Source organism: Shewanella sp. 10N.286.48.B5, from assembly GCF_002874355.2.
Classification (GTDB): Bacteria; Pseudomonadota; Gammaproteobacteria; order Enterobacterales; family Shewanellaceae; genus Shewanella.
Window position 1 is genome coordinate 1966764 of record NZ_MCVG02000001.1, and the last position, 25681, is coordinate 1992444.

23 protein-coding genes are annotated in these 25681 nt (G+C 40.0%); 15 read left to right on the forward strand and 8 right to left on the reverse strand.

The window, feature by feature from the left end:
* Positions 1 to 43 precede the first annotated feature (43 nt).
* A complete protein-coding gene (locus tag BCU57_RS08440; protein ID WP_102436527.1) occupies positions 44 to 862 on the forward strand; it encodes a pyruvate, water dikinase regulatory protein in 819 nt (272 codons plus the stop codon).
* A gap of 192 nt (positions 863 to 1054) precedes the next feature.
* Positions 1055 to 2119, forward strand: a complete 1065-nt coding sequence (locus BCU57_RS08445) for a 3-deoxy-7-phosphoheptulonate synthase (protein WP_102436529.1) — start codon at positions 1055 to 1057, stop codon at positions 2117 to 2119.
* Between the two features lie 78 nt (positions 2120 to 2197).
* Here the strand turns inward: BCU57_RS08445 and BCU57_RS08450 are convergent, their stop codons facing one another.
* Complete coding sequence (locus tag BCU57_RS08450; protein WP_102436531.1) at positions 2198 to 3478, reverse strand: HD-GYP domain-containing protein; 1281 nt, start codon at positions 3476 to 3478, stop codon at positions 2198 to 2200.
* Between the two features lie 287 nt (positions 3479 to 3765).
* Here BCU57_RS08450 and BCU57_RS08455 point away from each other — a divergent pair, with 287 nt between their 5' ends.
* From BCU57_RS08455 to BCU57_RS08495, 9 genes are all read left to right on the forward strand, one after another.
* The gene (locus BCU57_RS08455; RefSeq protein WP_102436533.1) at positions 3766 to 4845 is read left to right on the forward strand and encodes a TonB family protein; all 1080 of its coding nucleotides are present in this window, start codon (positions 3766 to 3768) and stop codon (positions 4843 to 4845) included.
* A 378-nt stretch (positions 4846 to 5223) separates the two neighbouring features.
* Entirely contained in the window at positions 5224 to 5835 is a 612-nt protein-coding gene (locus tag BCU57_RS08460) for a SixA phosphatase family protein (protein ID WP_198589282.1), read from the forward strand.
* 203 nt (positions 5836 to 6038) lie between these two features.
* Positions 6039 to 6473 carry an acyl-CoA thioesterase gene (locus BCU57_RS08465; RefSeq protein ID WP_102438169.1) on the forward strand — a complete coding sequence of 145 codons (435 nt, stop codon included), beginning with the start codon at positions 6039 to 6041 and terminating at the stop codon, positions 6471 to 6473.
* A 288-nt stretch (positions 6474 to 6761) separates the two neighbouring features.
* A complete protein-coding gene (locus BCU57_RS08470) occupies positions 6762 to 7424 on the forward strand; it encodes a response regulator transcription factor (RefSeq protein WP_076537614.1) in 663 nt (220 codons plus the stop codon).
* Positions 7394 to 8035, forward strand: a complete 642-nt coding sequence (locus BCU57_RS08475; protein ID WP_102438171.1) for a DUF938 domain-containing protein — start codon at positions 7394 to 7396, stop codon at positions 8033 to 8035. The genes BCU57_RS08470 and BCU57_RS08475 overlap by 31 nt, the downstream gene beginning before the upstream one ends.
* Before the next feature lie 189 nt (positions 8036 to 8224).
* A complete protein-coding gene (locus BCU57_RS08480) occupies positions 8225 to 9070 on the forward strand; it encodes a D-hexose-6-phosphate mutarotase (RefSeq protein ID WP_102438173.1) in 846 nt (281 codons plus the stop codon).
* Between the two features lie 205 nt (positions 9071 to 9275).
* Complete coding sequence (locus BCU57_RS08485) at positions 9276 to 12512, forward strand: YdbH domain-containing protein (protein WP_157936434.1); 3237 nt, start codon at positions 9276 to 9278, stop codon at positions 12510 to 12512.
* A 27-nt stretch (positions 12513 to 12539) separates the two neighbouring features.
* A complete protein-coding gene (locus BCU57_RS08490; RefSeq protein ID WP_241901002.1) occupies positions 12540 to 12722 on the forward strand; it encodes a YnbE family lipoprotein in 183 nt (60 codons plus the stop codon).
* Between the two features lie 17 nt (positions 12723 to 12739).
* Complete coding sequence (locus BCU57_RS08495) at positions 12740 to 13072, forward strand: YdbL family protein (protein WP_102438179.1); 333 nt, start codon at positions 12740 to 12742, stop codon at positions 13070 to 13072.
* A 156-nt stretch (positions 13073 to 13228) separates the two neighbouring features.
* On the opposite strand, the gene BCU57_RS08500 is transcribed toward BCU57_RS08495, so the two are convergent.
* From BCU57_RS08500 to BCU57_RS08510, 3 genes are all read right to left on the reverse strand, one after another.
* A complete protein-coding gene (locus BCU57_RS08500; RefSeq protein WP_102438181.1) occupies positions 13229 to 13636 on the reverse strand; it encodes a hypothetical protein in 408 nt (135 codons plus the stop codon).
* A 13-nt stretch (positions 13637 to 13649) separates the two neighbouring features.
* A complete protein-coding gene (locus BCU57_RS08505; protein ID WP_102438183.1) occupies positions 13650 to 14288 on the reverse strand; it encodes a GNAT family N-acetyltransferase in 639 nt (212 codons plus the stop codon).
* A 223-nt stretch (positions 14289 to 14511) separates the two neighbouring features.
* Positions 14512 to 16407, reverse strand: coding sequence for a choice-of-anchor I family protein (locus tag BCU57_RS08510; protein WP_102438185.1), 1896 nt, complete (start codon positions 16405 to 16407; stop codon positions 14512 to 14514).
* Between the two features lie 264 nt (positions 16408 to 16671).
* Between BCU57_RS08510 and BCU57_RS08515 the strand changes: the two genes are divergently transcribed.
* Positions 16672 to 17883 carry a multidrug effflux MFS transporter gene (locus BCU57_RS08515; RefSeq protein ID WP_102438187.1) on the forward strand — a complete coding sequence of 404 codons (1212 nt, stop codon included), beginning with the start codon at positions 16672 to 16674 and terminating at the stop codon, positions 17881 to 17883.
* A 53-nt stretch (positions 17884 to 17936) separates the two neighbouring features.
* Here BCU57_RS08515 and BCU57_RS08520 read toward each other — a convergent pair whose 3' ends face one another.
* Positions 17937 to 18542: a LysE family translocator gene (locus tag BCU57_RS08520; RefSeq protein ID WP_102438188.1), complete on the reverse strand. Its 606-nt coding sequence runs from the start codon at positions 18540 to 18542 to the stop codon at positions 17937 to 17939.
* Between the two features lie 411 nt (positions 18543 to 18953).
* Here BCU57_RS08520 and BCU57_RS08525 point away from each other — a divergent pair, with 411 nt between their 5' ends.
* Together BCU57_RS08525 and ilvN are read left to right on the forward strand one after the other, a co-directional pair.
* Positions 18954 to 20672: an acetolactate synthase 3 large subunit gene (locus BCU57_RS08525; protein WP_102438190.1), complete on the forward strand. Its 1719-nt coding sequence runs from the start codon at positions 18954 to 18956 to the stop codon at positions 20670 to 20672.
* Positions 20672 to 21166, forward strand: coding sequence for an acetolactate synthase small subunit (ilvN, locus tag BCU57_RS08530; protein WP_076537586.1), 495 nt, complete (start codon positions 20672 to 20674; stop codon positions 21164 to 21166). Before BCU57_RS08525 ends, ilvN begins: the two co-directional genes overlap by 1 nt.
* Before the next feature lie 315 nt (positions 21167 to 21481).
* Here ilvN and BCU57_RS08535 read toward each other — a convergent pair whose 3' ends face one another.
* The 3 genes from BCU57_RS08535 to BCU57_RS08545 all read right to left on the reverse strand — a co-directional run bounded on the left by BCU57_RS08535 (position 21482) and on the right by BCU57_RS08545 (position 23151).
* The gene (locus BCU57_RS08535; protein ID WP_102438192.1) at positions 21482 to 22054 is read right to left on the reverse strand and encodes a YdeI/OmpD-associated family protein; all 573 of its coding nucleotides are present in this window, start codon (positions 22052 to 22054) and stop codon (positions 21482 to 21484) included.
* Positions 22055 to 22168: 114 nt separating this feature from the next.
* Positions 22169 to 22612: a hypothetical protein gene (locus BCU57_RS08540; RefSeq protein WP_102438194.1), complete on the reverse strand. Its 444-nt coding sequence runs from the start codon at positions 22610 to 22612 to the stop codon at positions 22169 to 22171.
* A gap of 101 nt (positions 22613 to 22713) precedes the next feature.
* Positions 22714 to 23151, reverse strand: a complete 438-nt coding sequence (locus BCU57_RS08545) for an alpha/beta hydrolase (RefSeq protein WP_241903511.1) — start codon at positions 23149 to 23151, stop codon at positions 22714 to 22716.
* A gap of 906 nt (positions 23152 to 24057) precedes the next feature.
* Between BCU57_RS08545 and BCU57_RS08550 the strand changes: the two genes are divergently transcribed.
* Positions 24058 to 25479 (forward strand): DEAD/DEAH box helicase, encoded by a 1422-nt coding sequence (locus BCU57_RS08550; RefSeq protein ID WP_102438198.1) that lies wholly within the window; start codon positions 24058 to 24060, stop codon positions 25477 to 25479.
* Positions 25480 to 25681 lie beyond the last annotated feature (202 nt).

A 25681-nucleotide genomic window follows, 5' to 3' on the forward strand; every position in this document is an offset into this window, starting at 1 on the left:
ATGTATAATTTTATTTGTAATTTTATTACTACAAGAGGCTGAAATGACACCAAAAGTATTCTATATCTCAGATGGGACCGCGATCACAGCAGAAGTATTTGGCCATGCTGTCCTATCCCAATTTCCAGTTGATTTTGAAGCACTTACAATTCCATTTATTGACAGCATTGCTAAAGCTGAAAAGGTAAAACAACAAATCAATGATAGTTTTATTACAACAAGCTTAAGACCCGTTGTGTTCCATTCCATCGTAAATTCCGACATTCGCGATATTATTTTCTCCAGTGAAGGTTTAGATTATGATTTTTTGAACACCTTTGTTTCGCCATTAGAACAACAACTGGGTATAAAAGCTGCGCCGGTGATCAACCGAACTCACGGTAAAAGCACGACTAACGAATCTTATGATAATCGTATTGATGCGATTAATTTCACTTTAGATAATGATGACGGTCAAACCATGAAACATATGGATAAAGCTGACATTATTTTGCTAGGTGTTTCTCGTTGCGGTAAAACGCCATCGAGTTTGTATCTTTCTATGCAATTTGGCATTAAAGCAGCAAACTACCCTTTTGTTGAAGATGACATGGATAATCTCAAGTTACCTGAAGCGTTAAAACGTAATAAGTCCAAATTATTTGGCTTAACCATTGATCCCCAACGTTTACATGAAATTCGCCAAGGCCGCATGGAAAACAGCCGCTATTCATCACTAAGACAATGCCGGATTGAAGTGAAAGAAGTAGAAATGATGTATAAAAAAGAACGGATCCCGTTTGTTAATACCACATCTCATTCTGTAGAAGAGATTTCAGCTAAAATCCTCGATATTACCGGGCTGAAGCGTCACATGTTTTAATTTTAATGTCGCTGTGGTTATTTAACTGTTAAGCCGAAAATGTGAAATTCATAACATTTTCGGCTAACTTATGTGAATAAAATGATATCAGTTCAAAAACCTGCATGATTTGTCCGTGTCTAACGCCTGCTAATTAGTTATAATCTCGAGCAATATGATGTTAATTCATCGCAAACATGCTCGGTAAAGTGAATGACTATTAAAACAGACGAACTACGTACATCCCTTTTATGTAAGGTTATTTCTCCTGCGCAACTCGCATCTGAATACCCACTGACGCAAGATGCTGCCGATTATTTAGTTGAGCAACGTCATGAAGTTGAAGCCATTATTGCTGGCGAAGATCAACGTTTATTGGTCATCATTGGTCCTTGTTCAATACATGACACCGAAGCCGCTTTAGATTACGCCCAGCGGTTAGCCAAACTTCACCATGAGTTAAAAGACGACTTATGCATTGTGATGCGGGTTTATTTTGAAAAGCCGCGTACTATTGTTGGCTGGAAAGGATTAATCTCAGACCCTGATCTTGATGGTAGTTTTAGCCCAAACAAAGGCTTACGTATGGCGCGTCATTTACTTCAGCAAATCACTGAATTAAAACTGCCTATTGCCACTGAGTTTTTAGATATGGTCAATGGTCAATATATTGCCGATTTAATTACCTGGGGCGCTATTGGTGCCCGCACCACTGAAAGCCAAATTCACCGTGAGATGGCGTCGGCTTTATCTTGCCCTGTTGGCTTTAAAAACGGTACTGACGGCAACATTAATATTGCAGTCGATGCTGTTCGCGCCGCCCAAGTACCACATATATTCTATTCACCAGATAAAGATGGTGCTATGGCAGTTTATCGTACACACGGTAACCCGTATGGCCATATCATTTTACGTGGTGGTAAAACCCCGAACTATTCAGCCGAAGATGTTGAAATCGTCCGCGCCCAGCTCGAAACCGTTGGCGTAACCCAACGTATGGTGGTTGATTTTAGCCATGGTAATAGTGAGAAAAAACATAAAAACCAGCTAAAAGTTGCTGATAGCATCATGGCGCAAATGCGCGCTGGCAGCACTGCGGTTGCAGGGATTATGGCAGAAAGCTTTATGATTGAAGGCAACCAGAAAGTCGTTGAAGGCCAGCCATTAACATACGGTCAAAGTATCACTGATGCTTGCCTGCATTGGGAAGACTCAGAAAAATTATTACGTGATTTAGCCCAAGCCTCTAAAGAACGTAAAGCACTTTTAGCCAAATAACGGCTCAAGTATTAACTTATAAAAAAGCCAGTTAGGGTAACCTAACTGGCTTTTTTATCGCTTTAACTTGTACTGACGTTAACTCACTTTTTGTGCCGACGGCTCCACTGCTTGTAAACAAGGAACATTGGTATAAGCGGGATCGTCATCTAATGAGCTTAATGATAATTGCTGAAATTGTTCATGTACGCTCATAAAGCTCTCAACCAACCTTGGATCAAAATGTTTGCCCTTTCCTGCAACTATCACTCTTACCGCTTCATAATGACTAAAGGGCTTTTTGTAACACCGTGGTGAAGTCAGCGCATCGTACACATCCACTAGCGCGACTATTCTTGCAGACAATGGGATCTCGAGACCTTTTAGCCCTTTAGGGTAACCACTGCCATCCCACTTTTCATGATGCCCACCAGCAATATCACGGCCCATTTTTATAAAACTGCATTGAGGCGCAAATTCAATTAGAGAATCTAACACTTCTGCGCCAATCACTGGGTGAGCTTTAATATTTTCAAACTCTTCAGGGGTTAGTCGACCCGGTTTTAATAAAATAGCATCGGCAATCCCCACTTTACCAATATCATGTAATACAGCTGACAGAGTTATTTCTTCTACAAATGAGCCAGTTAACTCATTAGGCGCATCTTTGTCTAACCCTCTTTGGCTTGCCAATAACGCGGCATAGTGCTGCATACGTAATAAATGAGCGCCTGTTTCATTGTCGCGATATTCTGCCAATTTGGCTAAACCAATCACAGTTGCTCTTCTTGAAGTTAATGTTGACTGTAACGAACTGAATAATTTTTCTAATAAATAACTGATAGAAAGCGTAAGAATGGCATTAGCTGCCACAAAATTAATGCATACAACCGCCCAAATAATACTGTTGTAGCCTTCAATACTCGGCCAAGGCAACCAATTATAATGACCGCAAATACCAACAATAACTAACGACATGGCATTGAGTATTTGCGCCCAATAACTGGCATTACGACCTAATAACACCCCTGTTAATGGAGGAAAAAGAAATAACCAGAAAAAACCGGCACCACTTGGGCCTATCGCCAGTAAGAAGCCTGTTCCAATCATATAGGCAAGTAAGCAACCAATGATGAATCGCAGTCTATTTGCTAAGTTGTTTTTATAAATAATCAGCAATAAGGTGGCATAAACCACTGTATTAAAGATCGCCATCGGCCATAAGCCTTGAACAATACACAAATAAACACTAGTAAAGTAAACGGGAATACAAAGGAAGGCTAACGTGGTAAATATCCGGTCAAATACCACTTTACGCCAAATGCATAATGATTCATTTGATGCGGTGAGCTCTCTTAACAAGCCTGCAAATGGTGACATACTTCATCCTTGAATCGTTCATTGGAACAACCAACCTTGCCTTTTTAAAACAAAAATATGATGCTTTAAGCTTTAAGTATTGTAGAGATAGCGGGAATAGCAACATAAATTGCCGATAAAAACCTGTTACCTATAAATAGATTTGCCGCCACAGCCTTAAACAATTATTGCCCCATGAGCTCAATGTTTTTGCCGCTAACAGCTTGCAAGTTTGACTCAGGTAAAAAAAACCGCCAGCTTAAAGGAAAATATCAAGCACAAAATATTGATTATTTAAAAGGATTTACATGAAATCATCATCATCTCTTAAAACCATAGCTGTACTTGTTAGTAGCTTACTTTTGCCTGTGACATCTTTGGCTGCTAACAGCGATTTTAATACTGCATTTAAAGATTATAATTTAGCATTAGAAAATAATGATGCGGTGTTAGAACTACAATATGCCCGGTTAGCGTTTGATTTAGGTAAGCTCAAATTTGGCGAGGATAATATTAATAGCGCTAATTTAGCCTTAAATTTAGCTACTGCGTTAACTAAAAACGCGCAAAAATCACAAGCAATGACTTTTTACCAATTGGCCTTAGATATTTATCGTACCAATGGTGACGCCATTGACGATATAGAATTAATTGATCCACTCACCTTACTGGCCGATGCCACTACAAATAACAAACAAGCAAGATCTTTACTCAATGAAGCAATAAATATTAGTGAAGACTCTGGCAATCCACTATTACATGCTAAAACCTTGATGCTGGCATTTAAACGCTTGGTGAATACTGAGTTTTATACTTCAAGAGTTAAGCAATTTCTAATTGATGCTGAAACGATATACGTGCAGCATTTACCGGCTAATTCTGCAGATAGAGTCGATGCTACCTATCTGCTCGGCTCAGTATTACTTTGGGAAAAACAATACTCTGAAGCTGAAACTAAACTTTTACAAGCCATTAAAGAGTACAGCGTGCTCGATTATGACCATCCCTTCGAGTTAAGTGCTCACGCTAAATTAGTTGAAATTTACAGCTTGCAAGATGAGCCAACCAAGGCTACCGAGCATTGCGTAGCCATTGGAAATATGACGCCATGGGAAGCTAATCAAGAGCAAACACCACTATTTAGATCTAACCCTAATTATCCCAGATCAAAGCTGATTCAACGAAAAGAAGGCTTAGTTCAATTGTCATTAACGATTGATAAAAATGGCTTTGTCACCAATCCTAAAGTGATAAAATCCAAGGGTGGGAAATCCTTTGAAATAGAAGCATTAAAAGCACTTAAGAAATGGCGTTATGCGCCAAAATTTGTTGATGGCAAACCCGTTGAAGCAGAAACCACCCTGCAACTAGATTTTTCCATCGGATAAATTATTGGACATTCTACTGTTCTTTAAAGTCAGCCATCGCTAGCCACTTGAGTTATTTATCTAGGCTAAGACAGTAATAATAGTCTCGTTAATTGCTGTCCTAGTCTAATGTTAAGTGACTAAAGTTAAGTGACTAAAGTTAAGTGACTCATGTTACTTTACTAAGGTTAAGTGCCTCATGTTACTTTACTAAAGTTAAGTGACTCATGTTACTTTACTAAAGTTAAGTGACTCATGTTACTTTACTAAGGTAAAGTGACTCATGTTATTTGACTAATGTAAGGTGACTCATGTTACTTGACTAAGGTTAAGTGACTAATATTAAGCGACTCTCGTTAATTACTTAATCAACAACTCCCCCCGAAAAGCGATAATAAAATGATGAGCTACCCTTCAGTAAAAATTATATTTCAGTTAAGCATCATATCGATAATTTTCATTGGATTAAGTTCGCCAATTCTCGCCACAGCCAATGAAAAAAACGCCGCGGTAAATAGCCATAATACTCCTGCTATGTCTAACGCTAGCGCATCAACGTCCCATAAAACCAGCACCATTTTTTTGGTTCGCCATGGTGAAAAACAAACTGGTGAAGATCCACAATTAACAGAACAAGGTAAAAATCGCGCCCTTGCTTTAGCGAATACCTTATCAGCAATTAAGCTTGATGCCGTTTATAGCACTCAATACCAGCGCACAGAGCAAACAGCGCTGCCAACAGCTAACTCACAATACCTCAAAATCAGTTACTATAATCCCAGAGAGTTAGCTGAATTTGCCAGCCAATTACAGCTTAATAGTGGCGCTAAGGTATTAGTGGTTGGACACAGCAATACCACCCCTAAACTGGTGAATTTACTGGGCGGCGAACCCGGCACTGAGATTAATGAGAAATCTGAATTTGACCGTTTATATATAGTAACGATATTTGCCCCAAGCAGTTCAGAAAAACCAGCAGCGCAGGTTAGTACCACATTGCTAAAGTATTAGCCTACTAAAGACCTGTGTTATTGGCCTTGTTGATTTAACCTAAAACAAGTTAGAGGCTCATGAAACTTGTGCATATTATTAATTAAACTTTGCTAATCTAAGGCTACTACTCCCTCGCACAGCTACCCTTTATTCCCGCTTAAACGTATAATCGCGCCACCTTGGCGAAGCCGCCACATAAAAGCATAATATTAGGTCGTTATATGCCCTCCACTAGTCAAACAGAAATCACATCACAGCTTAGTTTTCATGAAGATGTCGCTAAGCGAATCGAACAATCAGAGTCGCGAGTGATTAAAGCAATTTTCCCTTCCAATACCAACCATCACAACACCCTTTTTGGTGGCGATGCATTGGCGTGGATGGATGAAACCGCCTTTATTGCGGCCACCCGTTTTTGCCGTAAGTCTTTAGTTACTGTTAGTTCTGATCGCATTGATTTTAAAAAAGCGATACCGGCAGGTAGCTTAGCTGAGTTAATTGCCCGCGTTATCCACGTCGGTAACACATCAATTAAAGTTGAAGTGAATATATTCCTTGAAGATATGTATCAAGACAAGCGTGAGCATGCCATACGCGGGGTATTTACATTCGTCGCCGTTGATGAGCAGCGCGCTCCAACTCAAGTGTGGCCATAAACTCAAATTGCTATAAAAAACTGCCCATCATAAATCGTGATTGACCCTATTCAATGGCGAGTTGCTTATCAAAAAGCAGGTTTAAGTAACGGAATGACTCTTTCGCTCCGTTACTTTCTGTTTTTACGTACAATCATGCCTTTAACCCATAAGCTTATTAGACAAAAGTCTAAAATAATGAGTTAAATTGTTCGTTTGCCGCTTTGTATTTGATAAACCCTAGAATTTTATCTTACTTATCTGTTACATTAAATCTTCTTCACGTGCAAACAAGACTATTAAAAAGCCATGAAGCTACATAACTTAAATATAATTATTGCCGATGACCATCCATTATTTCGAAATGCATTAAGACAAGCGTTAAGTAATGCCTTTCAAGGTACCAATTGGTTTGAAGCAGACAGTGCTGAAGCGCTGCAACATATACTTGATGATAAAGCCAGTGAGCTTGACCTCATTTTACTTGATCTTCAAATGCCGGGATCCCATGGGTACTCTACGCTAATACATTTACGTGGCCATTACCCTGACATTCCTGTGGTGGTGATTTCAGCTCACGAAGATATCCAAACCATCAGTCGTGCTATTCATTACGGTAGCTCAGGCTTTATTCCTAAGTCGGCATCTATGGATACCCTTAAAGAAGCCCTTGATGGCGTTCTTCAAGGAGATATTTGGCTGCCTAAAGGAACTGAAGTACTCCCCGTTTCTGATGATCCTTCAAGCCAAATGGCCAGTAAGCTTTCAGACTTAACCCCGCAGCAATATCGGGTATTGCAAATGTTTGCAGAAGGCTTACTCAATAAGCAAATCGCCTATGACTTTGGTGTATCTGAAGCAACAATTAAGGCCCATGCCACAGCAATATTTCGTAAACTCGGAGTGAGAAACCGCACCCAAGCAGTTATCGCATTGCAGCAATTAGAAATGGAAAAGGTCGACCTATCTTAAGCGAACTCTCTCAACTGCCGTTTTCCCAAGCTTGTGAAAATAATAAAAAACCGATTTTAACTGAGTTAAAGTCGGTTTTTTCAAGTTCAACACAAGTATTAGAAATCGGCAGTGGTACTGGTCAGCATTGTGTTTATTTTGCTAAACATTTACCTCACTTAATCTGGCAAGCTAGCGATCAAAGTGATTACTTAGCCCAGCTTAATAGCCGCATCCACATTGAAGGCCCTGAAAACCTACTAGCCGCAATCGAACTTGATGTCACCAAGGCTTGGCCAAGTGCACAAATTGCGACAAACATTGATGGTTTATTTAGCGCCAATACTCTTCACATTATGAGCGAATCTATGGTAGTCGCCTTTTTTGAAGGCTTAGGGCAATATCTTAATTTACATGCTAATGTCGCAATTTATGGGCCGTTTAATTATCAAGGTCAATTTAGTAGCGACAGTAATGCGCAATTTGATATGTGGCTTAAGCAAAATAACCCTCAAAGCGGTATTAGAGATATAGAGTGGATAACATCACTTGCAAGCGATCAAGGCCTAAGCTTACAAGCCGACACCTCAATGCCGGCCAATAATCGCTTATTACATTTCAGCCGCAGCTAAATTAAATGATTATATTAAAGCGCATCACTTAATACTTAATCTCGGCAACATTAGCATTATTGCTTATCGCTTTTGCCGAACACTAAAACCATAAAATCAAAGCCCAAATAGCTTAAGTTATGTCGCAAAACTTTGTAAGCTAGAGCTTAGTTATTTCTCTAACGATATCTACAACAAGGAACACGCATTATGGGTTCGGTTACCACTAAAAAACACCCAAACGGTTTGGAATTTGTCGAAGTTAATACCCCACTTTGTCAGGCACGTATATTTCATCAAGGGGCTCAAATAGATTTTTTCCAGCCCAAAGATAAAGCGCCTTTGTTATGGGTCTCTGATGCTGATGATTATCAGCCGGGTAACGGTATTCGCGGCGGCATTCCAATATGTTGGCCATGGTTTGGTGCCAGTGACATTGAAGGTTTCCCGCAGCATGGTTTTGCCCGCACCAGTTTATGGTCTTTAGCATCCGTTAAAATGCGCAATCAAATTGTTGATTTAGTGTTTACCTTGAAAGTTTCAGCCGAGCAGCAACAGTATTGGCCACATGATACTGAGGTAAGTGTATTATTTTCACTGTCTGAAACGTTAACTGTCAGCATAGTGAATAAAAACAATGCTGATTACCCAATTAACTTTACCCAAGCATTGCACAGTTATTTTCCTATTGAAGATATTCATCAACTTAAAGCCTCAGGCTTTAAAGATTCCAAATACATAGAATTTGCCAAAGGCCCTTTTGCCCAAGAGTCTGACGACGTGTTATTTGACCGTGAAACTGACCGAGTTTATACAGGTTTAGCACAAACCCAGGTACTGCATACTGCAGCTGGTGATATTGAAGTCAGCCGTGAAAACAGCCAGTCTGCGGTGTTATGGAATCCGTGGATTGATAAGTCCCAGCGTTTATCTCGCTTTAATGATAATGACTATCTCACTATGGTTTGCCTTGAAGCGGCTAACGTATTAGAAGATGAAGTTCACTTGCAAGCAGGTGAAAGTCATACCCTCACAACCCACATTCGCTGGCGATAAGCATAATTTGCATCAGTTATTTCCCTGTTAATAGCACAGCTTAACCTGCTGTTGTTAACAGGGTGATATCAGCGAGTAAACTGCTGTGATAAACTAGCTTACAATCAATATCTTAAAAGACTACTCAGCCCAAATGACAGTTCGCCTTTTTACTGTTAAACGATTCTTTATCCTATGCTTTTTTACCATTGCATTAGGCTTGCTTGTGCTGCAACAAAATTTTCGCCCTATCGCCTTAAAAGTACTTAACACCCTCACCTCGGCTTATGATATTCAGGTTAAAGATCTCGCGGTTAGCTTTGATACTGTTAATAAACTCAATTTTAAATTTATCTCCCTTGAGTATGAAGATAGTGTAATTAGCTTACACAATGCCGAGCTAAGATTAGTCGATGGCTATGGCGCATTAAAAAACATGGCTCTGACAATACAAGATTTTGAGGCTGTTACAGTAGAAAGAATTGATGTTAACTTAGGTTATTCATTTCTTAAGCGCCGTTTTGTGGGTAAAGATAACCAAGCAACAACTGACGCTGATGTCGGCCTGAGTATCAATCATTTGCCGTTCATTGAGCTGGCTAAGATAAATATTTACTGGGCTGATGATAAAGACTTAACTCAGCCGTTAATCGAGGCGCATAATTTAAGCCTTGCTGCCAGTGGTCAAAATCAAAACATAGCAGTTAATCAAACAAGTCGTAAAAAAAGCGCTGCTACATCTTTTGCTACTTCAACTTCAACAATACTGACAGGTAAGCTGTTGCTTATGCAGCAAGAGTTTATTGATATTGCGCTAAGCCTAAATCCACGTGAGTGGCAGCTTAATTCCGATGTCGATATCAATAAAGTGCTCCAAAGCCTGCAATTGCTGGAACAGTCAGTGACTCAGAGAATAACGGCCACCACGAATACAGATGAACAGCAGGGATTACAACTATTATCCCAAGCTTTAGCCCCTGTAATAACGCCTATTTCAGCGGCAAATTATCAATTTAATGGCAACTGGTTAGGGCAAACACGATTAGATTTACCAAGTGGGTCAATCAGCAGTCATCACGAAATTAGCAATATTGAAATCGCGCCAACTGCTGACAATAACGTTAATAGTACTATTAGCTTTAAACCTGAAATGCCCATCAGCCTCGAGGTTAATTATCAGCCACAAGATACACATAATGCTAATCAGCGGGTATCAATTTCTTTAGCGCCGTTTTCGTGGCAGCAATCCACCAGCCCAAAGGCGCTTATAAAACTCAGCGGTTACTTAAATGATATTCAAGGTAATCGTGCAGATAGCGTTGCCAACGTAAATCAAAAAGTCGAAGATCGCCAAAATCTCGAAAAAAACCAAAGTGAGAACAATATACAGTCATTACTGACTCAAGTTGCTAAGCTTAGCCCCGAGACAAATACAGGATTACCTAAGGGTGACGCCACTATTGACTGGTCTTTGGCGTTTAACTCACCGACTTACATGGATATCACACTGGCTAACGATAGCCCAAACTCAAATAGCCATTATGATTTACATTTAGCTTCATTCAATGCACAAATAGCCCATCCACTGCTTACTACTCAGCTCATTTTTACTGATAACAGCGCCGCTATTGCTAATGAAAACTACCAAGTAAAAAGCGCAATAAATGTTGATATCAACCAAGTTAAACCAATTGATTTAAGTCACTTAGATAATGTCGACAGTACTTTAATTATTGATGGCGCAAGCTTAACAGGCCAATTAGCTGTTGAGCATCAGCTAAGTCAAAATCACCCCACAACCAAAGTTAGCCTCAAACAAAACGCTCAATTACAGCTTAGTGATTTAAGCTTAATATCTGCCAACAAACTTATCGCCTTTGAGGGACTTAACTGGCAACAACAAGGGGCTAGCGAGCTTAGTTCAACCATTGACGGCAGCCAAATAAAGCTCAATGACTTCTCATTCGGATTTGATAAGTTTCATCTTCAAGATCTAAGCACAGCAACTGATACGATTAACGCCAAAGAATCGCTTGAAATACATTTAGGCCAATTTGCTGTTGATGCTAAACAAGCAATTGAGTTATTTATGCCAGCGACGTTACCCGTGGATGAATTAACCTCAAAGCTCTTACCTTCAAGTATGAACCAGCCTAAGAATCTAGCTAGTAACAATTCAACTAATGACATCAAAAGCCAACCAAGCTTACTTACGTCATTATTAAATCAGCGCAATAGCAGTGATTTAATCTGGCAATTAAACGATATCCGCATCGATAAATTGATCCCGACTAAATCAAAACTGCGCCGCTATCCACTACTGCGATTAGACAGCTTAACCCTTGAACAAAACCTGCAGTTACACAGCCAGCTGCTCACAGGTAAAGAGCTTTGGCAACTTGATGAGCTAGCACTATCGAGCTACCACCTACTGCAACTACCTAAAAATAATAACCCTTTATCATTAGCCGGTCAGTGGCACACTGACTCTGATTTAGCCCCTCTGCTTGGAGTGTTAGCGCAAACTCAAATGCTGCCGAGTGATTTATCCATTGCAGGCCATAATAAATTGGATGCTGGTTTTGCCCTTGTTGAAAGCCAAGGGGTATCCTTATTTGAAATGAAATTTACTCAGTCACTCTCTGATGTTGAGGCGCAGTACAACGAAATGTTCTTTGATAATGGCAGTATCAATGCCCAATGCCAATTTAACTGGCAACAAGCCCATAGCTCACAATTATTAACAAAAACCTACAGCCAAAGTCGATTATTGTGTCAACAAACTGAGCTAAACATTGCTAACGCCTATGTCGGCATAAACTTAGATGAACTCAATCTCAAAGCCGATATTTCATTAGGTAAAAATGAGCAAATACCTGCCAAAAACTGGTTACAAGAAATCACAGGTTTAAGTGATACAGACGTCAACTTAACAGCACGGGGCAATTTACTGGATGGCGAGTTTTTAATACCTGAGTTTTTTTTAAAATTACACGATAAGTCAGAAGGCTATTTGATGCTTAACGGCATTAGTTTACAAACCTTACTGGCAGCACAGCCTCAAGTAGGCGTATATGCCGATGGGATCTTTGACGGAGTCTTACCCGCGACTTTAGTTGATGGAAAAATTAATATTGCCGGAGGCCATTTAGCCGCCCGAGCCCCTGGCGGCTTAATCAAAGTCTCTAATAACCCAGCACTTGAGCAAGTGAAAGCAAGCCAACCTCATTTAGAGATAGTGGCGCAAGCATTAGAACACTTGCAGTATTCCGAGCTAATAAGCACACTTGATATGCAACAAAATGGCGATGCCCAATTAGCCGTTCAAGTAAAAGGACAAAGCAAAGATATTGAACGACCTATTCATTTGAACTACTCTCATGAAGAGAACCTATTTCAATTATACAAAAGCACGCAGATTGGTAACCAACTGCAAAATGATATTGAACGTTCCGTGAAGTAAAAGGACACCTTTGTGAACACTCAGTCGATTTACCGAATATTTCTTATTGCCGCATCAGTACTGCTGATAGGCGCCTGTACCCCAACCGTTAAAATTGAGCCACCAGATAAGCCTATTGTCATTAATCTTAATGTAAAAATTGAGCATGAAATCATTATAAAAATCGATAAAGAGCTCGATATTCTTTTAGAAGATGATGAGCTGTTTTAATCAATAAGGAAGCAATAATGAACACAAAAATCATGGCTTTAGTTTTAACGTTACTTCTAGGGTTAACACTGAGTTCAAATGTAGCTGCGTTGACATTGCAACAAGCTAAAGACCAAGGATTAGTTGGTGAGCAAACTAATGGTTATCTTGGTTTGGTGGTCAATGATAACGACGCAAAAACATTAATAACTGAGGTAAATAGTAAGCGAAAGCAACATTATCAAAAAATTGCCAAAAAGAATAAATTATCCACTGAAGATGTCGCTGCAAGAGCCGCGCAAAAAGCCATTGCCGCAGCCAGAAAAAGTCATTTTATCCAAACAGCTAAAGGGAAATGGACTCAAAAATAAATGACTAAATACCGATTTCAGTCGATCGATTATGGCTTAGAGCTTGGTATGAGAATTAACTGCATGAGGGATAATTGCATTATATGTACTAGCTCAGACTTTAACAAAACTAACGCGCCTTGGTTTAAAATACCTTGGCGCGCCGCAAACTTAAAATTACATAGTCACCATTGCCCAGTAATCGAGACGCGCCTTAGGATCTAACACCGCTTTTTTACACACTTCTTTGTATTTATTCATTAACGGACCTAAGCCGCTTTGGCCTTGTAAACTGGCAAGCTGCTGGTTTTTCGCTTCTGTGACCGCTTTAGCCGCCTTTTCGGCACTTAAGTAGCCCGCGGCTAATTTTTCAGCTTCAACTGCTGATGTTTTCAATCTTTCACCAACCGGTTTCATCTGCGGCGCATTCATACCCATAATCATGCTAGAGCTAATTTGATAATATGCGGCACATTGGACTAATTCATTAGTAAATGCGGCTTCAGCTTTATCTTGCGCCTGTACGCTTAAGCTAGTGGCAACTAACGTGATCGCAGCGGCGAACTGATATCCTTTTTTAAACATACTGTATCCTTTCTTAGTAATTAATTTCTGAGTGCGCAATGCTATTGCTAAATTGTTGTTGGTAATGAGCTAAACGATGCTTTAAATGCTGCTTAACCGTTGGCCATTCTGAATCAATAATGGAGTAAACAACTGTGTCTCTGACTGTGCCATCTTTCAAAAGTTTATGGTTTCTTAACACCCCATCTTGCTTAGCCCCAAGACGCGTAATTGCCTGCCTTGATGCTTGATTATGCCAATGGGTGCGAAATTCCACCGCCATGACATCCAAGGTTGAAAACGCATAATCGAGTAATAACAATTTGGTTTCGGTGTTAACACCGGTGCGCTGGGCACGTTTTGCATACCAAGTGTAGCCAATTTCTAAGCGACGATTAGGTTGATCCCATTGGCAGATACGGGTGCTACCGATCACCTCACCTGAGGTTTTGTCCCGCACGGCAAAAGCCAATGCTTCGCCAAGTTGTTCTTGGGCTATGGCTTTTTCAACATAAGCTTTCATATCATTGGCATGTGGAACCGAGGTATACCAAAGCTCCCATAAGTTGCCATCAGCAGCTGCAAGACTTAGCGCTGGCACATGCTCGAGTGTTAACGGCTCTAAAATGACATGTTCACCCATTAAAAAAGTATGACTGTCTGCGTATGCCATTGAGTGCTCCTAGATAAATAGTTAACTTGATCAAACAATGACAGAATACATGATCTAGATCAGAATAAAATCACCTTTTTGCTATTAAAAACAACAATAATGTCTTGTCTCATACGAACCAAAAAACCAAAAAGACCAATATCAATTGATATTGGTCTTTGGAGTAAGTGTTCTGGGTCAAGATTGCTGCTCGAGTGTAACGATGGATTTAGCTTATTTTGTGCTAATTAAAACTTATTTGATAAACACTGGTGCTGCCGCTTACTTCATTGCCAATAATTAATAATGGCAAACCTGTAGGGCTATCCTCAGCTAGAATAAATTTCATCCCTTCTGGGCCTAAATCACCCACAAGCTCAGGTTGCCCACTCATGGTTTCGCCGTCTATTTCAAAGTCGATATCAAAATCACGGTTCACCACATAGTCAATAAAACTGACGTCAAAAGGATTAGTAATATCGTAAATCATTATCCCAGATGTACGCTCTAAGCCGATGAAAGCATAATTTTTATCACCGATTCTACCTATCGCTAGCGCTTCAGGCTCAGGACCTTTATCATCACTGCGACTATCGCCTTTGCTTTCTTCATTATGATTGTTGAAGTTTTCACCTAGCACTGCTGCGGTAATCCTCTCAAAGTCATTACCACTATCAAAGACTAATTGACCAGCATGACTCCAGATAGAAAATGAGCGGCCACCATAAGATACAATTTTATCAAAATCGCCGTCATTATCATCATCACCCATGCTAGTGGTAACCTTTATTCGGCCTAATTGAGTTTTATCTTGGGCGGCTAATATTTGCGGGTGGCTTGAGTCTAAAATCAAATCATCGGCGCGGGCTTCTTCAGAAAAACCATCATAATCACGAGCATCACCTTCATTGGCTGTGACAATAAAGTCTTGTCCATGCCATTGATAACTGGCGATAGTGTCAGGCTGATACATCCCATAGACACCAGCATAATTAACGATATTAATGGCATCATCTTTGTCGCTGGCATCAAGCTCATTACCTGCTTTACCGTAATCTTTAAGGCCTAAAGCATTAATGGCTTCGACGGTATTATTCTCTAAGTTAATCACTGCGATAGCATTGTTTTCTTGTAAGCTGACATAAGCAAACTGATTATCTTTGGACACTGCAATATACTCAGGCTCAAGATCCTGTGAAACTGAAGCGTTTGGTCCATTAATCTTAATCATATTACTAAGCTCATTATGGCGAGCTTCACCTAGATTAAATTCATTAAAATCAATCAAAGTAGCAGTATCTGCTGGCAGACCATCGGTAATCTCTATCAACGCAATAGTACCTTCTGGATCAACGCTATAATCAGAGTTTGGCTCACCTTCATTTGCTATAACCAGTTTGGCACCATCATGGGTAAAAACCACATTATCCGGTAATGCCCCTACTTCTACGGCCTTAATAAATTCAGGCTCTGCAGTGGCTGATAATTGATAAAATGCAACGATACCATTGCCTTGGGTCGCATTGCCGGCACTATCAGCTCTTTCAACTGCAGCGGCTAATAAGTCGCCATAAATACTGACACTGTTGACGCTGCCTAAATCATTAATTTCAGCATCTTCAGCAACGTTTACACTTAAGGTTTTAGTAAGGTTGTTTAAAGTAATCGCAGTTATGTCATCGGAACTAACCCTTGCTAACGAAGATAAGTCTAGGACATCTAACATGCCACTTTGTGCATTAACTACATATACGCTGTTGCTAGCCTGATGAAAGTCAACAATTTCTGCTGCGCTTTGGCCAAAAGTTCCTGACTCATAACGACCGATTAGTCCTAACTGCAATTGACCTTGAGCTTCAGCACATAGTATTTGAGTTTGGCCAGTAAGCACTTCATCTGTGTCTAAAACACCATTTATGTTTACATCAATCCCCGTTTCGATCTGTTGACCACCAAATGGACACTGGCTATTACCGGCAGTTAATTCAGTGATTGAGATTAACGAGCTTAAACCATTCGTACCATCAACACCTTGAACGCCATTAAGACCATCATCACCATTACAGCCTGCTAGCAGCATCATTGACATTACTGTGGTTAACGGCAAAAGTGTGGTTAACGGAAAAATTTTCGTTTTCATGCTTTAGTCTCTATTAAGTAATTGTTGCAAAGTTGGGCGCTAAGCTACTCAAGTTCGATGACACTAAAACGACAACAATGTTACTTTAATGTTAAGCCTCAACAGGCTGATTTAGTAAAGATTAAAATACACTTAATTCCTGATATTTTTCGATGCTGATCACCTTTTTCATGGTAAAATTTTGCCAGAATTTCGTACTCTCTTTCCTATAAAATTCTTCGATGTGATCCTATTTTATGTCTATCCAATGAGGTTTTTGTCAGCATGTCTTCTAACTCTCCTTCTGTGACCTCGGCGCAGAACTCCCCAAACCTTGCCATGCTTATTCCGATGCTGGCTGCGATTGTGGCCATCACCCCATTAGCCATCGATATGTATTTACCAGCAATGTCTGCCATTGCTGACAGCTATTCAACCCATGTCACCACAGTGCAGCAATCGTTAAGTATTTACCTTGCGGGCTACGCGCTAGGGATGCTCACTTTTGGCCCGCTTGCTGATCGCTTTGGCCGTAGGCCCTTGGTCATTTTTGGCTTAAGTGGGTTTACCTTAATCAGTTTCTTTATTTCTATCACCGCTAATATTGAGTTATTTTTAGCGCTGCGTTTTTCCCAAGCATTTATTGGCGCAGCTGCCACGGTTGTGGTACCTGGTTATATTAAGGAAGTTTATGGTGACAATACTGCCAAAGGAATGTCTTACGTCAGCTTAATAATGATGTTAGCGCCGTTACTTGCGCCCAGTGTAGGCAGTTTAATTTTAGAAGTGGGTGAATGGCCGTTAATCTTTTTAAGCCAAAGTTGTTATGCTATATTTTTGCTTTTGTTGGTTATTTTTAAATTAAAAATGCCCAGCGACAAAGCAAAAGATGCCCGCAGTAATAAGTCTTTTTTAAACGCCTATAAAACCGTGCTGAGCCGCCAAGGTGTGAAACTCAATATTAGTTGCGGAGTACTGACTTCCTTTGCGTTTTTCTGTTATTTAACAGCTTCGCCTTTCATTTATATGGAAGTCTTTGATTTAGATAAAACCTTATTTTCAATATTATTCAGTACTAATGTCGGCGCTCTGATGTTGGCGAACATTTTAAACTCTCGAATTGTCGGGCGTTTTGGCTCAAACAGAATGCTGTTTGCTGCAACCGTGTTTGCCACCTTAGCAGCCGCAGGTTTGTTGCTGGTGAATCTTTTAGGCTTGAGTTACCACTTTACTGTCGCCATGCTGATCCCATTAATGGGCTGTTTAGGAGTGATGTCAGTTAATGCCGATGCCATTGTGTTGATGAAATTTAAACAAGAAACCGGTACTGCAACGGCTGTAATTGGCACTCTGAGATTTGGCTTTGGCTCATTAGCTGGCCCTTTATTGGCTTTCTTTTATACTGGCACCGCAGTGCCATTTTCGGCGATGATGTTGTTATCAGTAATGCTGGTAATGGGTTGTTTATTGTTTCAACGTACCCAGCCAAGAAACTAATCATCTAGCGGCTTGAACTTGTAATAAAACGGCTCATAAAGAGCCGTTTAAATTCAAACTAACACCATAGGTAATGTGCTTAGTAACATCGCCGCCATCAACCAATTAAAATTTCGCTGACGAATAGGTGTGTTTAACTTCTGACTGATAGAAGAGCCTATCAGTACCCAAAGCAATGACATTGGTAGCCCTACAATATTGAATACCAGCACCCCACCAATTGCCGTTGTCCAATATAAATCACCACTAATAGTAAATGCGCTTAATAAGCTAATTGAAGCCATCCATGTTTTAGGGTTTATCCATTGGAAAAAGGCCGCTTCAACTAAGGTTATCGGCTTAGCCCTTTCGCTGGCTTGATTGCGTCCATGTTGCGTGGCTATTTTGACCGCGAGATAGATCAAATAGCCAATGGATGCATATTTTAACATCTGATGCAGTAGCGGCCATGACTCAAATAAAGACCCTAAGCCCAATAACATAGCCACATGTAAACTTGTTTGGCCTACACGGATCCCAATCATATGCGGCACTGTTTGTTTAACACCAAAATTAGCACCAGAGTTAGCCAATAGCACATTATTAGGACCGGGTGTGCCCGTCATGGTCGCGCAAAATAGTGCGGCCGATAACATCAACATGACAACAGATGGGTCCATATATTTCCTATTTAAACATTTTAATAAAGTCGCCTTAAACTCAGCAAATACCTGTCCGAAAAACAACACAATACAAGCAAGCGTAATATACTCGGTTTAATTCAAGTTTCTGCAGTTTTCACGCTTTTGAATCAATTTAAAACGCCTAATTGTCATTTATCTTAAACAATCATGAAATACTTTCATCTAAATTACTTTAATTCAACAAGACACTTGTATCGTGCTCAAAAATAAATATGATGAAGGTATCTTGGAAATCAGCAAGATACATATTTAGTCAAATTATCTGAGGCGGTTTTCTACTGCGTAGATAAGCGAGTTCGAATTACCGTTCGGGCTTATTTTTAGAACGATTACCGTCGTTGTAGCAAGATACTGTTTACCATAACGGTAACTTAAGAGGATTTAGCAATGGAAAAATTATCCGGCGCCAGCATGATAGTGCGCTCGTTAATCGATGAAGGCGTAAAACACATTTTCGGCTACCCAGGTGGCTCAGTACTCGACATCTACGATGCGCTGCACAAAGATTCTGGCGTAGAGCATATCCTAGTAAGACATGAACAAGCAGCTGTGCATATGGCTGATGGTTATGCCCGCGCCACCGGTGATGTGGGTGTCGTACTGGTAACCTCTGGTCCTGGTGCTACTAACGCCATTACCGGTATTGCTACCGCCTACATGGACTCTATTCCTTTAGTGGTTTTATCAGGCCAAGTTCCGAGTAATTTGATTGGTAATGATGCTTTCCAAGAATGTGACATGATTGGGATCTCACGCCCTATTGTCAAACATAGCTTTTTAGTTAAAGATCCCCGTGAAATCCCCGAAATCATCAAAAAAGCTTTTTATATTGCAGCAACCGGTAGACCTGGCCCTGTCGTAGTTGATTTACCAAAAGATTGCTTAAACCCTGAAGTCCTGCACGAATACATTTACCCTGAAAGCGTTAATATGCGCTCTTACAATCCGACAACCGCAGGCCACAAAGGTCAGATACGCCGTGGATTACAAGCGCTGTTATCGGCTAAAAAACCGGTGTTATATGTGGGCGGCGGCGCTATTATTTCAGGTTGCGACCAACAAATTATTCGCCTAGCTGAAAAGCTCAATATTCCAGTCATTAATACCTTAATGGGCTTAGGGGCATTCCCTGGCACTCACCCACAATGCTTAGGTATGTTAGGCATGCACGGTTTGTATGAAGCTAATATGGCGATGCACAACTGTGACTTAATTTTTGGTATTGGGGTGCGTTTTGATGACCGTACCACCAATAATGTAGAAAAATATTGCCCTAATGCCACCATTTTGCATATCGATATTGATCCGGCATCTATTTCTAAAACCATACGAGTGGATATACCGATTGTTGGCTCTGCTGAAAATATCCTCGATAGCATGTTAGCTTTACTTGATGACACCGAAAAAACCAACGACAGCGAAGCGCTTGATGCTTGGTGGGTTGAGATTAATCAATGGCGCGAAAAAAATTGTTTAGCCTATGACAAATCAAGTAATCGCATAAAGCCACAGCAAGTGATCGAAACACTGCATAAATTAACCAATGGCGATGCCTACGTCACCTCTGATGTGGGTCAGCACCAAATGTTTGCCGCGCTTTACTATCCATTTGATAAGCCACGCCGTTGGATTAACTCAGGCGGGCTTGGCACCATGGGCTTTGGTTTACCTGCAGCCATGGGCGTAAAAATGGCGATGCCAGATGAAACCGTAGTGTGTGTTACGGGTGATGGTTCAATCCAAATGAATATTCAAGAACTTTCAACTGCGCTGCAATATGACACCCCAGTAAAAATCATTAATTTGAATAACCGTTTCTTAGGTATGGTTAAGCAATGGCAAGACATGATTTATTCAGGTCGTCATTCACACTCTTATATGGATTCAGTGCCTAATTTTGCCAAAATCGCTGAAGCTTATGGCCATGTTGGCATGACGATTAGTGATCCTAACGAATTAGAGTCAAAGTTAGCTGAAGCATTGGCAATGAAAGACAAGTTAGTCTTTGTTGATATTAGCGTTGATGAAACAGAGCATGTTTATCCAATGTTGATCCGTGGAGAAGCAATGAAAGATATGTGGTTAAGTAAAACGGAGAGAAGCTAATGCGTCGTATTATTTCTGTATTATTAGAAAACCAACCAGGGGCATTGTCTCGTGTGGTTGGACTGTTTTCTCAGCGTGGCTACAACATCGAAAGCTTAACCGTTGCGCCAACAGAAGACACCACCCTGTCACGCCTTAATATTACGGTGAATGCTGAAGCTGATGTTCACGAACAAATTGAAAAGCAACTTCATAAGTTAATTGATATTTTAAAAGTCTCTAACATAACTGAAAATGCCCATATTGAGCGAGAACTGGCATTGGTCAAAGTTAAAGCCCAAGGAGAGATGCGTGAAGAAGTCAAACGCACTGCTGATATCTTCCGTGGTCAAATAGTGGATGTCACCGCCAGCTTGTATACCATTCAAATGGCCGGTACCAGCGAAAAAATAGATGCCTTCATCAGCGCGCTTGCTGAAGTCACAAAGGTAATTGAAGTTTCTCGCTCAGGCGTTGTAGGTCTTGCCCGTGGCGAGAAAGTCATGAAAGCATAGCAGTTCACTTTTTGCATGGCTAGTAACAAGTCTATGCTTAAAAAAGTGTCACAATAAAGGGAGCTGATTAGCTCCCTTTTTTATGCTTATTATTGTTAACTTATAAATTTGACCTAATTGATTCACTGTTCATGTTTGAGAGCAATAATGTTTGATCATTTTGTAACTCAGCTTTGGACAGAAATGCGTAAGCCCTTAGCTCTGATAATGATGATTAGATTAAATTAGATTAGATTAGATTAGATTAGATTAGATTAGATTAGTGAAAGTATGCAATCGACGCTGCGCTGACGACTTTTTGCCGAACTCCACTTATTAAGGTTTTTGTTCGTTGATAAGCATTTCCATAAATTTTGTAAATCGTCTAAGCCTAGTTTCAGGTTTCTTGGCGCTTATTAATCCATATGCTATTGCGTAGCGGCTAGATTTTGTAAGTGTTTCATAAAACTCTTTCGCTTGAAGGTTGCTGTCTAGGGAGGCTATAAAATCTAAGGGAACCTCCATTTCACTAACCACATAAGCATTCTCCCAGCGCCCGTCGGCTTTGGCAGCACGGATATGAACCAGCCCCGGTTCCATCATTCTATTTTCATTTATCAAACTTTCAGCGTGTTTCGTATTACGCTTAGACCAATTACTTCGTGCTTTTCGGGGAGTAATCCTTTGAATATAAGATTGTTCATCTAGTGACTTTTTAACACCATCTATCCAGCCCCAGCACAAAGATTCAATGACTACGTCATCCCAAGTTATACTCTTAATTCCAGAGCTTTTTTTATATAACTTTATCCATAATTCATTTTCAGAGGCATGATTCAATTTAAGCCATTGCCCAAGATCTTGTGATACTTCAAATGACACAGTGTTGAATAGTTTAGGCTCAGGCATCGAATTAAACTCTTTTCGGTAGAATGCTTATTTAAACGGAAAAATATAGTTGGCTAAAATATGTGAGGCACGAACAAAAAGCCAACTGTAATTTGTCCGACTTCAAAACCCTTGTTATAGGGCAATATGACTAAGGGCCTTAATTTTTTTCATTGTTGATTTAAACGAACCATATATGTCTTCATCAGCTTCGTATAACCCTTGGTTTTGAGATATGAATTCAAGGTTAGCTTCTAATTCATAATACACAGGAGCAATAAACTCAGGTTTATTTTCTAGTATCTCTGCTATTAAAGAAAGAAAACACGAAGCAGCGTCACTTGTCCAATCATCCAAGTTATCAACGTTAATTACGAAGTCTCTAAACGCGAATATATAATACTGGAAAGGTATTTTTGGCATAAATCTGAGTTCATCAAACCTTTCAATAGGGTTTCTAGCGAAATCAGGTTGAACTTCAGAAAGAGATTTACCAAAAAATATCTTGTAGGCGTATCCTGCATCCAGATCATTCGAGTTTTGTACATCTTCCCAGTCGGTTTCTGATGGTATCTGCATAAACACCTGCTACATAACGCTCTAATAATGGACAAAAAATTGTTGGCTAAAATGTTGAGGAACGAAAACCGCAAACTGTTTTTACCATATTAATTAGCCTGTTAGCTACTCTTTTCAACTACCCACTTCTTTAAAGGAACTACCCATTCAGTAATAGGTCTATAAAAAGCACCATGCTCTTCACCTGTAGTAATAGATATTTCATCAAATGAGGTTAATTTAGGGCTTCTATTTCTGAGTATTTCACATGTAGCAGCGCCGTCAGTCGTTTCATAAATGGATAAAAAATCGCCATTAATTTTAATATCTGAATACTTATTTGAAACGATACGCCCACAACCAGCTAATAGAACAGTGTTAACCGGAGTCTCTTCTAGATAATGAGAGGTTAAACTAGTAATAAATGCTCCACGTGAGAACCCTATAATCGTTATGTGGTTAGCTGCGACTCCTTTTTTTAATAGCTTCCTAACATCACTAGCAAGTGATTTGGCATGTACAAAAGGATCCGTTCCTTTGGGCCGATGATAAGCAATCAAATTGTATTGGCTGTCAGCAAGTGATTTCTTTATTGCAGGGAACTCATAAACTCCCCATCTTTCATTCTTTGGAGTCGGATTTGTGCCCTCAACAATAAAACCATGGGAATAAAAAACATACTTTTCATTAGCTTCAATTTGTTCAGGGAATTTATCGTAAACCTCTCCAGCAAAAGATAATGATGAAAATAATATACTTATTAATATTGAAAATTTGATACGTACTCTCCTGTGTAGCTAACGCCCTATTATATTGCATTGCTAACAGTACATTGAGAAGCTATTGGTTTAGCTAAAGCTTGATTAATTTTATGTTGAATGTAAATAACATGAAGAAAAGAGCTAAATATTTGGTTCAGCCATAGTTCGCTTTCTTTTTCAACTCCAATGATTTCGTTAACCCTATTCCTTATTTTTAGCAGCCATGTAACGTGAAAAATAGAAGATAAAACATGCATCCCCTTTGAAAAAATAAGTAACTCTTGACTACCACTTACAACAAAAAATATGACAAGTGTAGTGGAACAGCAAATTTGGCCACATAGACAGAGCTCTAGACATAAGGAAAAGTAAGTCTAATCGCGTGTCTTGAAATTAGCCTCAATCCTGCTCTAGCTTGTTTTGGGCCATAAATGAGTCAGTATATCTCAACCGACTCGAGTTTAGAACGATAAAAACTGACCAACTTTATTGTAATTGATCAAACTTTATTGACTGCCGACAGTTCATATTGATTCACCTTGTTAGCTTTACGCTTAAAGCGAAAACAGCCCTACCCTATATTTTACTCACTCTGTTATACTACACAGCTATTCTTTACCACTGCACCATGATTAACGCTAAACCAAGCATTCATCATCGCTGACAGTGTTGTTAATTATCATTTTACTTTACCCGAGATTACACATGCCATTTTCGAAGCTGGGATTAAGCGATCCAATAATCAGTGCACTTAGTTCTTTAGGTTATACCAAGCCGACTCCCATTCAATCTAAGGCTATACCTGTTGCTTTATCGGGTAAAAATATCATTGCCGCGGCGCAAACGGGTACCGGTAAAACGGCTAGCTTTGTATTGCCGATTATCGAACGTTTTAAAGAACCCCATAACGTACGTGGCAAGCGCGTAAAGGCTCTGGTATTAGCACCTACCCGTGAACTGGTGATTCAGGTTGAGCAGAACATCAAAAAATACAGCCAGAACTTATCAATAAATTCAATGGTCATGTATGGCGGCGTTGACAGTAATGCCCAAAAGCAAAAGCTCATTGAAGGCATTGATATCCTGGTGGCAACACCTGGCCGTTTGCTGGATATGTATACTCAACGTGCCGTTAACTTTGACGAGCTTGAAGTGTTAGTGCTTGATGAAGCCGATAGAATGCTGGATATGGGCTTTATTGAAGACATTAACCGCATCATCGAATTGTTGCCTGATGAACGTCAAAACATGTTGTTTTCAGCCACTTTGTCTAACCAAGTTCGCGCTCTGGCTAAATCAGCTATGCGTAACCCAGTGCAAATTTCAGTGGTTGAAGATGCTGACGCAGCGCCAAAAATTGATCAATGGTTAGTTACCGTTGATAAAGAAAAGAAGTCAGCATTACTAAGCCAGTTGATTAAAGACAACGATTGGAAACAAGCGCTGATCTTTATCGAAACTAAACACGGTGCAGCAAAGCTGGTGACTCAATTAGAAAAGCGCGGCATTATTGCAGAGTCTTTTCATAGTGGTCGTAGCCAGCCGATACGTGAGCAATTACTTAAAGATTTTAAAGATGGAAAAATCACCTATCTTATTGCCACTGGTGTTGCTTCTCGTGGTATTGATATTGATGACTTACCTATCGTCATTAACTACGACTTACCATACCCTGCTGATGATTATGTGCATCGCATTGGTCGTACTGGCCGTGCTGGGGCGTCTGGTATTGCAGTGTCATTGGTGTCAAAAGATGACTTTAAAAATCTCTGCGCAATTGAGCGCCGTTTGGGTCACTTAATTGTCCGTAAAGAAGTTGAAGGCTTTACTACGCGTAAAGAAGTACCGATTTCAATCTTAGATTTTGTCCCTAAGAATGCCAAAGTGCCAAAAGCGAAAACTGATGACAAGCCAACGCTTTCTCGTGGCAAGTCAGATAAGCCAAAGAATAATCATTACGATAAAAATAAAGCCAAACGCTTTAACAAAGAAAGCGCAGCTAAAAGCCCATATAAAACTAGTGACCGCGGCGAGAATAGAAGCTCAAACTCTCGCAAGCCTAGTAAAAATAACACCAGCAGATCAGTGCCCAATGGCACTGGCGCTGTAAACCCTTGGGGTAAATAGGCTGATATTTTTATAGCCGCTAGGTTAAAAGCCACACTTGGTCAATATTGTTTAAAGCGCCGCTAATTTAATAGCGGCGCTTTTTTAATGCTGATTACCTCAGTATGAGTATCTGTAGTTAATGGTTAATGGTTAATGGTTAATGGTTAATGGTTAATTGTGAATGGTTAATGGTTAATTGTTAATTGCGAATGGTTAATTG

Excerpts from the sequence above, each read along its gene's own strand:
- BCU57_RS08440 (WP_102436527.1), top strand. The coding sequence starts at position 44 with ATGACACCAAAAGTATTCTATATCTCAGATGGGACCGCGATCACAGCA.
- BCU57_RS08445 (WP_102436529.1), top strand. The coding sequence starts at position 1,055 with ATGACTATTAAAACAGACGAACTACGTACATCCCTTTTATGTAAGGTT.
- BCU57_RS08450 (WP_102436531.1), bottom strand. The coding sequence starts at position 3,478 with ATGTCACCATTTGCAGGCTTGTTAAGAGAGCTCACCGCATCAAATGAA.
- BCU57_RS08455 (WP_102436533.1), top strand. The coding sequence starts at position 3,766 with ATGAAATCATCATCATCTCTTAAAACCATAGCTGTACTTGTTAGTAGC.
- BCU57_RS08460 (WP_198589282.1), top strand. The coding sequence starts at position 5,224 with ATGATGAGCTACCCTTCAGTAAAAATTATATTTCAGTTAAGCATCATA.
- BCU57_RS08465 (WP_102438169.1), top strand. The coding sequence starts at position 6,039 with ATGCCCTCCACTAGTCAAACAGAAATCACATCACAGCTTAGTTTTCAT.
- BCU57_RS08470 (WP_076537614.1), top strand. The coding sequence starts at position 6,762 with ATGAAGCTACATAACTTAAATATAATTATTGCCGATGACCATCCATTA.
- BCU57_RS08480 (WP_102438173.1), top strand. The coding sequence starts at position 8,225 with ATGGGTTCGGTTACCACTAAAAAACACCCAAACGGTTTGGAATTTGTC.
- BCU57_RS08495 (WP_102438179.1), top strand. The coding sequence starts at position 12,740 with ATGAACACAAAAATCATGGCTTTAGTTTTAACGTTACTTCTAGGGTTA.
- BCU57_RS08500 (WP_102438181.1), bottom strand. The coding sequence starts at position 13,636 with ATGTTTAAAAAAGGATATCAGTTCGCCGCTGCGATCACGTTAGTTGCC.
- BCU57_RS08505 (WP_102438183.1), bottom strand. The coding sequence starts at position 14,288 with ATGGCATACGCAGACAGTCATACTTTTTTAATGGGTGAACATGTCATT.
- BCU57_RS08510 (WP_102438185.1), bottom strand. The coding sequence starts at position 16,407 with ATGAAAACGAAAATTTTTCCGTTAACCACACTTTTGCCGTTAACCACA.
- BCU57_RS08515 (WP_102438187.1), top strand. The coding sequence starts at position 16,672 with ATGTCTTCTAACTCTCCTTCTGTGACCTCGGCGCAGAACTCCCCAAAC.
- BCU57_RS08520 (WP_102438188.1), bottom strand. The coding sequence starts at position 18,542 with ATGGACCCATCTGTTGTCATGTTGATGTTATCGGCCGCACTATTTTGC.
- BCU57_RS08525 (WP_102438190.1), top strand. The coding sequence starts at position 18,954 with ATGGAAAAATTATCCGGCGCCAGCATGATAGTGCGCTCGTTAATCGAT.
- ilvN (WP_076537586.1), top strand. The coding sequence starts at position 20,672 with ATGCGTCGTATTATTTCTGTATTATTAGAAAACCAACCAGGGGCATTG.
- BCU57_RS08535 (WP_102438192.1), bottom strand. The coding sequence starts at position 22,054 with ATGCCTGAGCCTAAACTATTCAACACTGTGTCATTTGAAGTATCACAA.
- BCU57_RS08540 (WP_102438194.1), bottom strand. The coding sequence starts at position 22,612 with ATGCAGATACCATCAGAAACCGACTGGGAAGATGTACAAAACTCGAAT.
- BCU57_RS08550 (WP_102438198.1), top strand. The coding sequence starts at position 24,058 with ATGCCATTTTCGAAGCTGGGATTAAGCGATCCAATAATCAGTGCACTT.